The organism is Neisseria chenwenguii (assembly GCF_002216145.1).
In the GTDB taxonomy this organism is placed as follows: domain Bacteria; phylum Pseudomonadota; class Gammaproteobacteria; order Burkholderiales; family Neisseriaceae; genus Neisseria; species Neisseria chenwenguii.
In genome coordinates this window covers 2408955-2422970 of sequence record NZ_CP022278.1, presented here as the reverse complement: position 1 = coordinate 2422970, position 14016 = coordinate 2408955, and the positions used below count along the sequence as shown (strand labels likewise).

Sequence of the window (14016 nt, the reverse complement as noted above, 5' to 3'; positions counted from 1 at the left end):
AATATTTGCCGCGCCTAAAAACGATATTTGCGGGCAAACGCGTATAATTGAGGCCGTCTGAAACCCGTTTCCCCGCAAACCCATGATTTTCCAAGCCGAATGGTTTGAACCTGCCACCCTCTACGCCGCATGGCTGCCGCTCGCCCTCCTGCTCGCCGCTGCCGCCAAACCTGCATGGCAGGCCGTGCAGCAGTATAAAAGCGCCGTTGTCGTGGCCGTCTGCATCCTCGCCGCCGCGTGGTCACTCAACGCTGCGCCCGAAGGCGGACAGCTCGCCGGCATCAGCTACCACCTGCTCGCCCTCAACTTCACCGCCCTGATGATCGGTGCCCCCGCCGCCCTCTGGCTCGGCACCATGCTGCTGTTTCCGCACCTCTGGCTGTTTGGCGGCGACATTCAGTCCTACCCCGCCAACGCCCTCGCCCTGCTCCTACCGCCGCTGGCGGTCAACCTTGCCGCCCGCACCGCCGTCAACCGCCTGCCCGCCAACATTTTCATCTTCATTTTCATCAACGGCTTCATTGCCTCCGCCCTCAGCATGCTGGCAACCGGCGCCGTACTCACCGCCACACTAGCCGGCGCCGGCTCGTTTTCAGACGGCATCTTGTGGCAGTCTGCCTTCCCTGTCTTCTTCCTGATGGCGTGGGTGGAAGCCTTTTTAAGCGGCATCGCCACCGCCGTCTTCATCGCCATGCGCCCGCAGTGGATACAGACGTTTGACGACGGTAAGTATTTGAAAAGTAAGAATACGATTTGGTTTTGAGAGAGGCCGTCTGAAAAATCATGAATGTTTCAGACGGCCTCAACCAAACAAACACACCTGCCCATGCCGTCTGAAAATCCAAAAACAAGGTAAAACTCCATGCCCGCACAAATCCTCCCCGTCGCCCTCGGTGCCGTCTTCGGCGCGCTTACCCGCTGGCTGCTCGGCCTCGCCCTCGCCCATACCGCCGCTCCGTTCGCCATCAGCATCCTCGCCGCCAACTGGGCGGGCGCGTTTGCAGTCGGGCTTTGCGCCGAACTCGTCCACAATCCGCAATGGCGGCTCCTGCTGATTACCGGTTTCCTCGGCAGTCTGACCACCCTCTCCGCCTTCTCCCTCGAAACCGTCGCCCTGATGCAGGCGCAGCGCTGGGGCGCGGCGCTGGTTTCCGTTTTATTGCACGTCTTCGGCTCGTTTGCTCTGACGGCGCTGGGCATGTGGACGGCGCAGTTTTTTAAATAAAATCCGGGCAGGCAGCCGCTATGTAAAATGCTGTCTGAAACTTTTTTTCAGACGGCACCGCATTGTTCAAAACAAAAAAAGCCTCTGCATATGCAAAGGCTTTTTGTTTTTTACGGCTTAATGTACAAGCTGTTGTTGTGCGGCTTTGTTTGCTTCGACACCGACTGCACTCCGGCTTTCGGTCGTCTGCGTATCTTTTGACGCATTCGGCACGACGGGCGCGGACGCAGTTTTGTCTGCATGTCCGCCGACCGAAACGACGTTGTTGTCCGCCGGACGGGTTTGCTCGGCAGCAACGGGCGTTGCGCCCTGATCGGCTTGCGGCCAGAACTGCCATACCGATACGGCGACGGCCGCCAGACTTGCAGCAACGGCAAAGCCTTTAAACGTGTGGTTGGCTGCTTCGGCGGGCTTGGCAGCCGCTTTGGGCGTGTTGCCGCTGCGCGCTTGGTGTTCGGCGCTGATTTCGGCCAATGCGGCTTGGAAGTCCGCATTTTTCAGAAAACCGGCGTCGCGGCCTGCGGCTTCGCGTTCGTTGCGGATGCAGTCGCCGATGAGATGGTATTCATACCATTTTCGGGCGGCTTCATCATCGTTTAAAAGTCGGTCGATAAAGACTTCGGATAATTCTTCATCGTCGGCCGCAATGGAAACATATTCGTATGTTTCGTTTATTGTTGTGTTCATTTTTTACCACCTTTGGTCGTCGGATCTGTCCAACAGTGGACGCAGGTCTTTGGCGATAACCTCGCGCGCCCGGAAAATTCGGGAACGCACCGTCCCTATCGGACAATCCATTATCTGAGCAATTTCCTCATAAGACATGCCTTCGAGTTCGCGTAATGTTATGGCTTTTTTCAAGTCGTCGGGCAGCTTCGAAATGGCTGTCTCGACGGTTTGCAGGATTTCCCAGTTAATCATTTCGGCTTCCGGCGTGTGATGGTCGGCAACCTGATCGACTAAATCCAGTACGTCCCCTTCTTCGTTGGCGGCTTCTGCGCTGACAAAAGGCCGCTTTCCTGAGTTTGCCAGATAATTTTTTGCGGTGTTGATGCTGATACGGTAAAGCCAAGTGTAAAAAGCACTTTCGCCGCGGAAATTCGGCAATGCACGGTACGCGCGTATCATCGCTTCCTGCGTTACATCGTTGACTTCGTGTTCGTCGCTGATGAAACGGGAAATCAGTCTGATCAAACGGCGCTGATACTTAGACATCAGCATTTCAAACGCCTTTTGTTCACCCTTTTGCGCGCGCTCTACCAACATGCGATCGATTTGACGATCATTCATATCCAACCTTTTATAATTGACTGCACTATATAAGCAATAGGCGGCAAAGCATTTCGTGCCACGCTAAGACCTATTTAACAAAATTAAGTTCCCGAAGATACTGATTTAATTCTTCGCAAACCGGCAAAAAACCGTTTGCCGTCTGAAAATCCTGCGAAACCTTTAGATTACCAACAGCGAGGCAGGTGTTATCCATCCTTGTGATAATCGGCCATTTTTTTCGAACGAACGGTAGTATATGGCTTTCCTGCAACAGTTTTTTTACCGGCTTTTGTCTGCCGTTTATCCGAAGCATATCGCCGCCGCCCACGCAGCGGATAATTCCGTCTTCATTCAAAACCGATTCCGGCAAACCCTGCGGGTGCGGTTTCAATACAAATCCCGTCTGCATCAAAATATCTTTCAGACGGCCTGTTAACGCGGTTTTTTTCCAAAATGCCGTCTGAACATTAACATCTTCATCAAACCAATACAGGCAGTTTCGATAGGCAAAAATCCTTGCACCATCGAGCTGCCATTCGCAGGAATCCGCTTCGTGTAACACCTGTTCGAAATTACGGATGGCAGAATGCGTCGGAATTTTACCGTTGTGATGCTTGACAAACTTCCAAAGCAGGCGTAAGCGGCGGGCTTGGCTGAACCGCCGCCATTTATCGACGGCAAAAAAACCGTCCGCACAAACGGCCTGAAAATCTTCGGCGGCAATTTCGTCCAGCAGCGCCAAATCATCTTGCAGCGAGCGGACGTTGGCCAAAATATGCTTGTCCAACTCGGGAATGCGCTGCCGCCATGCGGGCAAAGCCTCGTTGCGCAGCCAGTTGCGCAGAAATGCCGGATTGCCGTTGCTCTCGTCATCGACATAATCCAAGCCGTGTTCCGCCGCATAATGCTGCAAATCTTCGCGCGAAAAACTCAGCAGCGGCCGCCAGATTTTTGTCTGCCTGTTCAAACTGCGCCAAACCGGCATCGCCGCCAGCGCCCGCATTCCGCCGCCGCGCAGCGCCGCGAGCATAAAGGTTTCGGTTTGGTCGTTTTGATGATGCGCCAGCGCAACCACATCGCAAAGGCCGTCTGAAAAAACGCTATACCGCGCCGAACGCGCCGCCGCTTCCACCCCCAAACCGTTTTTTTCCACCCGAACGCGACATACCCGCAGCGGCACGCCCAAGCGGCCGCAATAATTTTGGCAAAACGCCGCCCACTCGTCCGCATTCGTGCTCAAGCCGTGGTGAACGTGCACTGCGCTCAGTTCAAATACCCGCTGCGTGCGCATCTGCGCCAAAAGATGCAGCAATACGACCGAATCCAAACCGCCACTCAGGGCGGCTTCGATGCGGATACCGGCCGGAAAATCGGGGAATGCAGATGCGAACTGCGGGAAGATGTCCATTTTTTGTTTCATGTTTTTCAGACGGCCTTTACGGTAAAAGGCGGAAAGGCCGTCTGAAAAGGTTAATGCCCCAACCGACGTCATTCCCCGCAAGCGGGAATCCACGGTTAAACATGACGGCAATATCTTGTTTAAAAATAGGTTTTATAAAATCAAACATAAATTTCTGCCTGCGCGGGAATAATATTCTGAAAATTTCAGATGACCTTGTTGATCTTTGAAACAACTTAGCAGCCTTTCGCAACAGCAGATACCGTCTGAAAACCGCCTGCATTTTTTCAGACGGCCCAACTAAACAAAAACAAGCAGGCGTGCACTGCCTGCTTGTTTTTCTGCCAACTGCTTATTTATCGGTAAACTTACCGTAGGCCATGATGCGGTCGAAGCGGCGTGCCAGCAAATCGGCCATCGGCGTGGCCTGTGCTTCGCGCAACTCTTCTTCCAACACTTTTTTCACGCTCTTCGTAACAGCATCAATATCGCGGTGCGCGCCGCCCAGCGGCTCGTCGATGATGCGGTCGATCAAATCCAATTCCTGCAAACGCTTGGCGGTAATGCCCAGCGCCATCGCTGCATCAGCGGCTTTTTCGGCAGTTTTCCACAAAATCGAGGCGCAACCTTCAGGCGAAATCACCGAGTAAGTCGAATATTGCAGCATGTTCACATAATCGCCGACGGCAATCGCCAGCGCGCCGCCTGAGCCGCCCTCGCCGATCACGGTGCAAATCACGGGAATGCGCAAGCGCGTCATTTCATAAAGGTTTTTGCCGATGGCTTCCGACTGGCCGCGCTCTTCCGCGCCGATACCGGGATACGCGCCCGGCGTGTCGATAAACGTCATTACCGGCAGATTGAATTTTTCCGCCGTCTGCATCAGTCGCAGGGCTTTGCGGTAGCCCTCGGGGCGCGGCATACCGAAATTGCGGCGGATTTTTTCTTTGGTATCGCGGCCTTTCTGATGGCCGATTACCACTACGCTCTGACCGTTGAACCGCGCCAAACCGCCGACTACGGCGTGATCGTCGGCAAAATGGCGGTCACCGTGCAATTCTTCAAAATCGGTAAAAATGGCGTTGATATAGTCGAGCGTATAAGGGCGCTGCGGATGGCGTGAAACCTGTGAAATTTGGGCAGGTGTCAGTTTGTTGAAAATCGATTTGGTCAAATCGTTACTTTTCTTTTGCAGGCGGGCAATTTCGTCGGAAATGTCCACCGCGGATTCACCCTGCACGAAACGCAATTCGTCGATTTTACCGCCCAATTCGGCGATGGGTTGTTCAAAGTCCAAAAAAACGGGTTTCATCAATTGAAGCTCTCTATTCAGATTCTGCCGCCATCATACGCCAATTAAGCATATTTAGCAGCATTTTGCAGACAATTATGCGGAATTTACCCGGACAATGTCCAAATAAAATAGAAACTTATGCTTGTGTAAAATTTAGTATCGGAACACTAAGCCACGGGGAGCCCTGTATCTTATGATAAACTGTCGGCCAGTTCAATCAGTTTAACCGAGTCATGAAAAACAGTATCGAAAACAACGCGATGCGTCTCGACAAATGGCTTTGGGCGGCCAGATTTTTCAAAACCCGCGCGCTGGCGCAAAAGCACATCGAGCTGGGGCGCGTTTTGGTCAACGGCAGCAAGGTCAAAAACAGCAAAAATATCAGCGCGGGCGATGTCGTTGATTTGACGCTCAATTCCCTGCCCTACAAATTCAAAGTTTTGTCGCTCAACCACCAACGCCGCCCCGCGCTGGAAGCGCGGCTGCTGTACGAAGAAGACATGAAAACCGCCGCCGAACGCGAAGCGCAAAAGCTGCTCGACCAAGCCGGCCGCATCAGCGCCGCCTACCCCGACGGCCGCCCGACCAAACGCAACCGCCGCCAACTCGACCGCGTCAAACGCGGCGACTGGTAGGTTTTCAGACGGCATTTGGTGTTTTTTAAAGGAACGCCTGATTGGAAAACCAACGGAATCAGGCCGTCCGAAAAACTTTGCCGTTTCAAAAACAGCCAAAGGCCGTCTGAAAACTGCTTATGTCAGACGGCCTTTCACTTTCCCACCAACTACATCCTGCGCATCATCCGCATAAAATATGCGCCGCCGATCAGCGTGGCCATCAAGCCCGCGGGCACTTCATAAGGAAACAGAACTTGCCTTCCGAGCCAGTCGGCGGCGGTCATGACGGTCGTGCCGGTTAACGCGGCGGCGGCAAGCTGCTGTTTGGGCAGACGCGCGCCGAGCATATAGGCCAGATGCGGCGCGAGCAGGCCGACGAAGCTCAAGGGGCCGATCAGCAGCGTGGACAAAGCCGTCAAAACCGCGCTCAATACAATCAACACCAGCCGTGCAAACGGCACATTAACGCCGACGGACTGCGCGACCACGGCGTCCAAGCCCAGTAACCCCAGCCAGCGTTGCAGTGGCAATACGGCGCAGAACAACACCAGCGCCGCCGCGGCAACCACCAGTGCGGATTCGGGTGTGGCCTGATAGGTCGAACCGCTCATCCACAGCAAAAGCTGCTGCACGCGGAAATCGCCGCTGGCCGTCCACACCCGTATCGCCGCGTCGGCCAACGCCGCCAGCGCCATGCCGGTCAGCAGGATTTTTTCCGGCGCTAGGCCGTTTTTGCGGTTGAACAGCATGAACAACGCCAGCGAAACCAGCGCGGAAACGGTTCCCGCCAGCCAAAACGCGCCGCTGCCCGAAGTCAGGTCAAACAGGAAAACCGCCGCCATCGCACCGAATGCCGTGCCCGAGCTGATGCCGAGCAGCTCGGGGCTGGCCATCGGATTCTGCGTCAGCCGCTGGAGCATTACGCCGGCCAGCGCCAGCATCGTGCCGGTTGCCGCCGCCAGCAAAACGCGCGGATAGCGGAACGCGAAATATTCCGTGTCGAAAGTCGGCAAAACGCCGTCGCTGCGCCCGACAAACAGCGCCAGCAGCAGCACCGCCAATGCAACAAGCGGCAACCGTTTCAACAGCGGCGAAGCCTTCAAAACGGTCATGCCGCGCTCCGAGGCCGTCTGAAAAACCGGCTGCGCGGGCGCTTTCATCATCAGCCACAGCAAGAGCGGTGCGCCGATCAGCGCGGCCACGGCGCCGGCGGGCAGATCAATCTGTCTGTAGTGTTTCAACAGCATCAGGCCGTTGTCGGTCAGCATCAGCATCAGGCCGCCGAGCGCAAACGACGCCGCAAGCCGCGCCGGCAGCGTGCGCACGCCCGTCTGGCGCACCACCGTTGCCGCCGCAAGGCCGACAAAACCCATCATGCCGACAAACGCCACCACGTTTGCGCTCAAAAACGCCGCCGCCGCCAGCGCGAGCAGGCGGATTTTTTTCACAGGAATCCCCAGCGATTCGGCCTGCGTATCGCCCAGACCCATCACCGCCAGCGGTTTGAGCAACACGCCGACCAGCAGCGCCGCCGCCAGAATCCGCCACGAAATCTGCAAAGTATCGTGCCAGCTGTCCTGCACCAGCGAACCGCTGCTCCACTGCATCACGCCGCGGGTTTCTTCGCTGTAAAACAGCATCACAATGCCCGTGAGCGAACCGAGATAAAGACTGACCACCAAACCCGCGAGAATGACGGTCAGCGGCAGCAGTTCGCGCCGCACCGACAGCCAAAACACCGCGCACAGCGCCGCCGCCGCGCCGGCAAACGCCACGCCCGACGTGCCGAAATCCAGCCATGCGGGCGCGAATACCGCCGCCAAAACCAACGCAGTCTGCGCGCCGCCGCTGACCGCGAGCGTGCTGTCGGAAGCCAGCGGATTGCGCATAATCTGCTGCATCAGCATGGTCGCCGCCGCCGTGCTGCCGCCCGCAAGCAAGGCCATCGCCATGCGCGGCAGTGTGTTGTTCTGCACCGTCAGCGCCTCAAGCGGCAGCGTGTCGGGTTCGGCGAAAAGCTGCGTGAAAGGCAGCGTCCATTCGAGTTTCAACACCCAAAACGCGCTCAGACCGCAAAGCAGCAGCAAAGCCGCCGTCAGCCGGGCAACAGGCCGTCTGAAAAAATCTACCATGCGCCCTCCTTGTTTTCAGACGGCATCTGTGCGGCAAGCTGTTTGGCAAAAAGCTGCATAGACGGCAGCGCGCCGAGGCTCCACGTCGGCGCAAACACGCGGCGGTTGGCGGGTTGGACAAACGGCAGCCGCTGCCAGAGTGCGCTGTTTTCCAGCGTTTTGCGGGTATTTTGCGGATGCGGTTTCACAATAACCAACAGCGTATCGGGCGGCAGTTTGACCAAATCAACCAGCGTGATGTTTTCAAAACCCCAGTTGTTTGAAGCGCCCGTCCAGGCGTTTTTCAGGCCGAGCTTGTCCATAACTACTTGAAACACCGACGTTTTACCGTAAATCCGTAAATGACGGCCGTCTGAAAACTGCACCACTGCCAGCGGGCGCTTGCGGTATTTGGCGAGCTTGGGCGCGGTTTGGGCAAACAGCGTTTCCGTGTCGCGGATCAGCTTTTCCGCAGCCGGCGCATCGCCGACGAGCTTGCCCAGCTTGCGCGTGGTTTGCAGCGTGTGGGCGTAGGTGATGCCGGCCGGCGTGGAAAAATCGAGTTCGTACACCGGCGCGATTTTTTCAAACTGCGGTTTGGCGGCGGCAAACCACGGCGACTGCACGAAAAAATCCGGCTTAATCTGATGCAGCCGCTCCAAATTCGGCTGGAAGCGCAACCCCGCTTCTTTTACCGACTGCGGCAGCGGCGGGTGGTTGACCCAAACATCGTACACGCGCCGGTCGGCCACACTCACGGGGGGATGCCCCATCGCCGTCAGCGTTTCCGCAATCGTCCAATCCGAAGTCGCCACCCGCGGCGCGGCCTGTGCAACGGCGGTTAAGGCGCTCAAAAGCAGCAGCTTGATGCCGTCTGAAAAACGTTTGTTCATCGTCAAAACCTCAAGGAAGCGCCACGGGGCGGCCGTTGCCGGGATGGGCAATAATGTTCATTTCGACGTTGTAAATGTCTTTCAACACCTCTGCCGTCATGATTTCAGACGGCCTGCCCGTTTTCAGCAGCCGCCCCTGTTTGAGCGCAACCAGTTCGTCGCAATACTGTGCCGCCAAGTTAATATCGTGAATCACGATAATCACGCCCAAACCCAGATTGTGCGACAGGCTTTGAATCAGACCCATCACGTCAAGCTGATGGGCAATGTCGAGCGGCGCAAGCGGTTCGTCCAACAGCAGAAAACGGCTCTGCTGCGCCAGACACATCGCCAGCCACACCCGCGAGCGCTCGCCGCCCGAAAGCGTATCGACCACTTGGTCGACGAAGCGTTCCGTATGCGTGAGCCGGAACGCTTCGGCCGCCGCCGCACGGTCGGCATCATCCGTGCGCCCCAAAAGCCCGCTCCACGCATAACGCCCCATCGCCACCAGTTCGCGCGCCGTCAGCGCCGTCGCCACGGGCAGGTTTTGCGGCAGATAGGCCGTCTGCTTCGCATATTCGCGCGTGGAAAAATCATGAATGTCGCGCCCGTCGAGCAGGATTTTGCCCGAAGACAGCGGATACTGGCGGGTCAGCATCTTGAGCAGCGTGGACTTGCCCGAGCCGTTGTGGCCGATTAATCCGTAAACTTTATTGGTTTCGAAAGAAAGATTGATGTCGCCAAGCAGCGCGCGACCGGACACGGCATAGCCTGCGTTTTGAAGTTGGAACACGTTTCAGACGGCCTTTATCGGGGATTTGTGAAAAGAATGAAAAATGGTTCAAACAGCACATCGGGCTGTCTGAAAAATATTGCCAAAACAGTTTGTTGAGAAAATCAAGGTTTGAACGGCATATGCCGCAGACAAAAAATCAAAACGGCATTTTCCGTTTGCAGGGCACCAAATTATAATTATTCCTATTTTGTCAAACAAGCAACTATCCCCAATGTTTATGACTGATACCGTGCAAGCCTCCTGCGTGCAAAGTTAAAAAACAGCCGGAAAACCAAAGAGGTTTCCGGCTGCATTCTGCAAATCAAACAGTACGGCTTCAAGAACCTGCAAAATCCGCGCGCTTGACCAAAACCCAACCCAACACAACCGCGCCTGCCGCCAATAACGCGCCCGCGAAGCCGACCCTGTCCAGTCCGAACCACAGCGTGACATAATGCCCGAGCAGCGCGCCGCCGCCGATGCCGACGTTGTACAGCCCGGAATAAATCGCGCTGGCGACGTCGGTTGCGTCCGAGGCAAACGCCAAAACTTTGGAAATCATTGCCAAGCTGATCACCGCAATCGCCACGCCCCAGCAAAACGCGGTCAGGTAAATCAGATAGACCGAACCCGCAAACGGCAGCAGCAACAGCGTGCAAAGCGCAATCGTGCCCGCTGCGCCGAGGAAAAACGGTTTGGAAAAACGCGCAAACCATTTGCCGAAAATATACGAAGCCGCAAAACCCGCCAGTCCGTACAGTCCCAAAACCAGCGTTACCTGCCCGGGCGCAAATCCGCCTGCTTTGACGACAAACGGCTCAATGTAGCTGTATGCCGTAAAGTGCGCCGTAATCATCAACACCGTAAACCCGTAAAGCAACAGCAGATTTTTGCGTTTCACCAACAGCGGCAGGCTGGCAAGCGAACCGCTATTGACACTGGGCAGCGGCGGCAGCGTTTTCGCCAACACCGCCATCACCCCGCCCGCACAGACGCCAATCATCAGCAGGCTGACCTGCCAGCCCAACTGCTGCCCGATCACGCGCCCGAGCGGAATGCCCAACACCATCGCCATCACCGTGCCCGTACTCAACAACCCCAGCGCCTGATTGCCCTTGCCTTTGGGCGCCACGCGCACCGCCAGCGATGCCGTAATCGACCAAAACACCGCGTGCGTCAGCGCAATCACCACGCGGCTGACCAGCAACACATTGAAATTCCACGCAATAAACGACAAAACATGGCCTGCGGTAAACAGCGCAAACAGCAGCAAAAGCAGTTTGCGCCGCTCGAAATGGCACGTCAGCAGCATCAGCGGCAGCGACAGCAGCGCCACAATCCACGCATACACGGTAATCATAATACCCGTCTGCGTCGGCGGCATCGCAAATGTCGCGCCGATGTCGCTCAACAACGCAATCGGGATAAACTCGGTGGTGTTGAAAATAAACGCCCCGACCGCCAGCGCCAATACGCTCAGCCATTGTTTTTTCTCTGCCGCCGCAGCCATGTTGTTCCCTTTGTCCAACAAAACAGTTAAAGAGGCGGTATTGTACGCTGTTTGCGGGAAAGCGTCGTGGTTACAAGGCATTACAGGTTTTCAGACGGCCTGATTTGCCACAACGGCAGCCGTTCGGGCCGTCTGAAAACATTTCCGCCAAACTTGAAGTTTCCCCTCCCCGAAGCGTATAGTTAATCCCGCAACCCCATTTGAAACGGAAAGGAACATCATGGAAACCCTAACCCTCAACATCGGCGGCATGACCTGCGGCGGCTGCGTGAAAAGCGTTACCCGCATTTTGGAAGGCGTCGGCGGCGTGACCAAAGCCGAAGTCAGCTTGGAAAAAAACAACGCGGTCGTCGAATTCGACCCCGCCCAAACCAATCCCGCCGCGCTGGTTGAGGCAGTGGAAGACGGCGGGTATGATGCTTCGCTGTAACCGGTTTTCAGACGGCATCAAGCGGTTTTGAGGCCGTCTGAAATTTTATCTGCGCTTGTTTTTGTATGAAGCTGCCCAAATATGGCTTGGGCCGTCTGAAAATCGGTAGGTACGGTTAGCCGCCTCAAGCGGTGTAACCGTCGCCGCGTCTGATGCCGTCTGAAAAAACGGGGAAGCAGGTTCGTATTATAAATACGGTACGTTTTGCATAGGTTTGGCCGTCTGAAAATTATCACAAACCCTGTTCCATCAACAACCGGCTTCCCGCCCCAAAACTCCCAGAAAGCCCATCATGCAGAAACTCCGCTTCCAAATCGAAGGCATGACCTGCCAAGCCTGTGCGTCGCGCATTGAGAAGGTATTGAACAAAAAAGACTTTATCGCTGAGGCGGGGGTGAACTTTGCCAGCGAAGAGGCGCAGGTGTCGTTTGAAGACGGGAAAACTTCCGCCGGCGACATCATCAAGATCATTGAAAAGGCGGGCTACGGCGCACGTTTGAAAACGGATGAGATGCCGTCTGAAAACGATACGCCCCACGTCGGCTGGCGCTTGTGGCTGCTGTTTGCGATTAACGTGCCGTTTATCGTCGGCATGGTCGGGATGATACTGGGGCGGCACGACTGGATGCTGCCGCCGCTGTGGCAGTTTGCGCTGGCGAGCGTGGTGCAGCTTTGGCTGGCGGTGCCGTTTTATAAAAGCGCGTGGGCGAGCATACGCGGCGGGCTGGCGAATATGGACGTTTTGGTTACGGTCGGCACGCTGTCGATTTACCTTTATTCGGCGTTTATGCTGTTTGCCCACCGCAGCATGGGGCATGACGGTATGGCACACGTTTATTTTGAAGCGGGCGTGATGGTGGCGGGATTCGTGTCGCTGGGCAAATTTTTGGAACACCGCGCGAAAAAATCCAGCCTCAACAGCCTGACGCTGATGATGAAACTCACGCCGTCAAATGTGAACGTCGAACGCAGCGGCGCATGGCAGAGCCTGCCGCTCAATCAGGTTCAGATCGGCGATTTGATCCGCACCAGCCACGGCGAGCGCATCGCGGCAGACGGCATTGTCGAGCACGGCAGCGGTTGGGCGGACGAAAGCCATCTCACGGGCGAATCGAATCCCGAAATCAAAGAAGCGGGCAGCAAGGTTTTAGCGGGCGCGCTGATGACCGACGGCAGCATCGTTTTCCGCGCCACGGGGCTGGGCAGCAAAACGCTGCTGGGCGACATGATGAACGCGCTTTCCGAGGCGCAGGGCAGCAAAGCGCCGATTGCGCGGGTGGCGGATAAGGCGGCAGCGGTATTTGTGCCCGTTGTGGTCGGGATTGCGCTGGTGACGTTTGCACTGACTTGGCTGCTGAAAGGCGATTGGACGACCGCGCTGGTGCACGCCGTTGCCGTGCTTGTTATCGCCTGTCCGTGTGCGCTCGGACTGGCCACGCCCGCCGCCGTGATGGTCGGCATGGGGCGCGCGGTCAAATACGGCGTGTGGTTTAAAGACGCGGCCTCGATGGAAGAAGCGGCGCACGTCGATACCGTCGTGCTCGACAAAACGGGCACGCTCACCGAAGGCCGCCCGCAGGTTGCCGCCGTGTACAGGCCGTCTGAAAGCGCGTATGGCGAAGACGATTTGTACCGCATCGCCGCCGCAGTCGAACAAAACGCCGCCCACCCCATCGCCCGCGCCATCGTTCAGACGGCCTTAGCGCGCGGCCTGACGCTGCCCGAAACAACCAATGCGCAGACTGCCGTCGGCGCCGGCATTTCCGCCGAAATTGACGGTATCGGCGCCGTCAAAATCGGCAAACCCGACTTTATCGGATTAACGCTGCCGCAGGATTTGGTCGGCGTTTGGGACATTGCCACCGTCGTCGCCGTTTCCGTCAACGGCGCACCCGCCGGCGCATTCGCCCTCGCCGACGCGCTCAAAACCGATTCCAAACAAGCCATAGGCCGTCTGAAAGCGCACGGCATCAACGTTTACATCATGAGCGGCGACAACGAAAACACCGTCGCCTACACCGCCCGCCAACTCGGTATCGAACACGCGCTGGGCAACATGAGCCCGCGCGACAAAGCCGCCGAAATCCAAAAACTGCGCGACGCCGGCAAAACCGTCGCCATGGTCGGCGACGGCATCAACGACGCCCCCGCGCTCGCCGCCGCCAACGTCAGCTTCGCCATGAAAGGCGGTGCCGACATTGCCGAACACACCGCCTCCGCCACGCTGATGCAGCATTCCGCCAACCAACTGGTTGACGCGCTTTTGGTTTCCCGCGCGACGCTGAAAAACATCCGTCAAAACCTGTTTTTCGCATTTTTCTACAACATCTTAGGTATCCCGCTCGCCGCCCTCGGCTACCTCAGCCCCGTCATCGCCGGTGCCGCCATGGCCGCCAGCTCGATTTCGGTGTTGGGCAACGCTTTGCGTTTGAAACGGGTGAGGATTGAGTAGAACTTGAAAAAACGGTTTTGAAAGAATCCGGCGAAATACCTGCTATCAGGCATCCC

General features: G+C 56.6%; 13 protein-coding genes. 5 read left to right on the top strand and 8 right to left on the bottom strand.

Annotation, left to right across the window (positions count from 1 at the left end; genetic code table 11):
- Positions 1 to 82: 82 nt before the first annotated feature.
- Entirely contained in the window at positions 83 to 763 is a 681-nt protein-coding gene (locus BG910_RS11690) for an energy-coupling factor ABC transporter permease (RefSeq protein ID WP_089036994.1), read from the top strand.
- Between the two features lie 99 nt (positions 764 to 862).
- Positions 863 to 1225 (top strand): fluoride efflux transporter CrcB, encoded by a 363-nt coding sequence (gene crcB / locus BG910_RS11685; protein ID WP_089036993.1) that lies wholly within the window; start codon positions 863 to 865, stop codon positions 1223 to 1225.
- Between the two features lie 117 nt (positions 1226 to 1342).
- Here crcB and BG910_RS11680 read toward each other — a convergent pair whose 3' ends face one another.
- From BG910_RS11680 to BG910_RS11665, 4 genes are all read right to left on the bottom strand, one after another.
- Complete coding sequence (locus BG910_RS11680; RefSeq protein ID WP_089036992.1) at positions 1343 to 1912, bottom strand: sigma-E factor negative regulatory protein; 570 nt, start codon at positions 1910 to 1912, stop codon at positions 1343 to 1345.
- A 3-nt stretch (positions 1913 to 1915) separates the two neighbouring features.
- A complete protein-coding gene (rpoE, locus tag BG910_RS11675) occupies positions 1916 to 2515 on the bottom strand; it encodes an RNA polymerase sigma factor RpoE (RefSeq protein WP_089036991.1) in 600 nt (199 codons plus the stop codon).
- 70 nt (positions 2516 to 2585) lie between these two features.
- Positions 2586 to 3917 (bottom strand): tRNA lysidine(34) synthetase TilS, encoded by a 1332-nt coding sequence (gene tilS / locus BG910_RS11670; RefSeq protein WP_089037264.1) that lies wholly within the window; start codon positions 3915 to 3917, stop codon positions 2586 to 2588.
- Positions 3918 to 4248: 331 nt separating this feature from the next.
- Positions 4249 to 5208 (bottom strand): acetyl-CoA carboxylase carboxyltransferase subunit alpha, encoded by a 960-nt coding sequence (locus BG910_RS11665; protein ID WP_089036990.1) that lies wholly within the window; start codon positions 5206 to 5208, stop codon positions 4249 to 4251.
- Between the two features lie 215 nt (positions 5209 to 5423).
- On the opposite strand from BG910_RS11665, the gene BG910_RS11660 reads away from it, so the two are divergent.
- Positions 5424 to 5825, top strand: coding sequence for an RNA-binding S4 domain-containing protein (locus tag BG910_RS11660; RefSeq protein ID WP_089036989.1), 402 nt, complete (start codon positions 5424 to 5426; stop codon positions 5823 to 5825).
- A 149-nt stretch (positions 5826 to 5974) separates the two neighbouring features.
- On the opposite strand, the gene fhuB is transcribed toward BG910_RS11660, so the two are convergent.
- From fhuB to BG910_RS11640, 4 genes are all read right to left on the bottom strand, one after another.
- Entirely contained in the window at positions 5975 to 7939 is a 1965-nt protein-coding gene (gene fhuB, locus BG910_RS11655; RefSeq protein WP_089036988.1) for a Fe(3+)-hydroxamate ABC transporter permease FhuB, read from the bottom strand.
- The gene (locus BG910_RS11650) at positions 7933 to 8862 is read right to left on the bottom strand and encodes an iron-siderophore ABC transporter substrate-binding protein (RefSeq protein ID WP_232462207.1); all 930 of its coding nucleotides are present in this window, start codon (positions 8860 to 8862) and stop codon (positions 7933 to 7935) included. Before BG910_RS11650 ends, fhuB begins: the two co-directional genes overlap by 7 nt.
- Positions 8822 to 9586 (bottom strand): ABC transporter ATP-binding protein, encoded by a 765-nt coding sequence (locus BG910_RS11645; RefSeq protein WP_089036986.1) that lies wholly within the window; start codon positions 9584 to 9586, stop codon positions 8822 to 8824. The genes BG910_RS11650 and BG910_RS11645 overlap by 41 nt, the downstream gene beginning before the upstream one ends.
- 319 nt (positions 9587 to 9905) lie before the next feature.
- Positions 9906 to 11078, bottom strand: a complete 1173-nt coding sequence (locus tag BG910_RS11640) for a sugar transporter (RefSeq protein WP_089037263.1) — start codon at positions 11076 to 11078, stop codon at positions 9906 to 9908.
- 220 nt (positions 11079 to 11298) lie between these two features.
- On the opposite strand from BG910_RS11640, the gene BG910_RS11635 reads away from it, so the two are divergent.
- Positions 11299 to 11508: a heavy-metal-associated domain-containing protein gene (locus tag BG910_RS11635; protein WP_089036985.1), complete on the top strand. Its 210-nt coding sequence runs from the start codon at positions 11299 to 11301 to the stop codon at positions 11506 to 11508.
- A gap of 289 nt (positions 11509 to 11797) precedes the next feature.
- Positions 11798 to 13960, top strand: coding sequence for a heavy metal translocating P-type ATPase (locus BG910_RS11630; protein WP_089036984.1), 2163 nt, complete (start codon positions 11798 to 11800; stop codon positions 13958 to 13960).
- Positions 13961 to 14016 lie beyond the last annotated feature (56 nt).

Coding starts and splice junctions, on each gene's coding strand:
- BG910_RS11690 (WP_089036994.1), top strand. CDS start 83: ATGATTTTCCAAGCCGAATGGTTTGAACCTGCCACCCTCTACGCCGCA.
- crcB (WP_089036993.1), top strand. CDS start 863: ATGCCCGCACAAATCCTCCCCGTCGCCCTCGGTGCCGTCTTCGGCGCG.
- BG910_RS11680 (WP_089036992.1), bottom strand. CDS start 1,912: ATGAACACAACAATAAACGAAACATACGAATATGTTTCCATTGCGGCC.
- rpoE (WP_089036991.1), bottom strand. CDS start 2,515: ATGAATGATCGTCAAATCGATCGCATGTTGGTAGAGCGCGCGCAAAAG.
- tilS (WP_089037264.1), bottom strand. CDS start 3,917: ATGAAACAAAAAATGGACATCTTCCCGCAGTTCGCATCTGCATTCCCC.
- BG910_RS11665 (WP_089036990.1), bottom strand. CDS start 5,208: ATGAAACCCGTTTTTTTGGACTTTGAACAACCCATCGCCGAATTGGGC.
- BG910_RS11660 (WP_089036989.1), top strand. CDS start 5,424: ATGAAAAACAGTATCGAAAACAACGCGATGCGTCTCGACAAATGGCTT.
- fhuB (WP_089036988.1), bottom strand. CDS start 7,939: ATGGTAGATTTTTTCAGACGGCCTGTTGCCCGGCTGACGGCGGCTTTG.
- BG910_RS11640 (WP_089037263.1), bottom strand. CDS start 11,078: ATGGCTGCGGCGGCAGAGAAAAAACAATGGCTGAGCGTATTGGCGCTG.
- BG910_RS11635 (WP_089036985.1), top strand. CDS start 11,299: ATGGAAACCCTAACCCTCAACATCGGCGGCATGACCTGCGGCGGCTGC.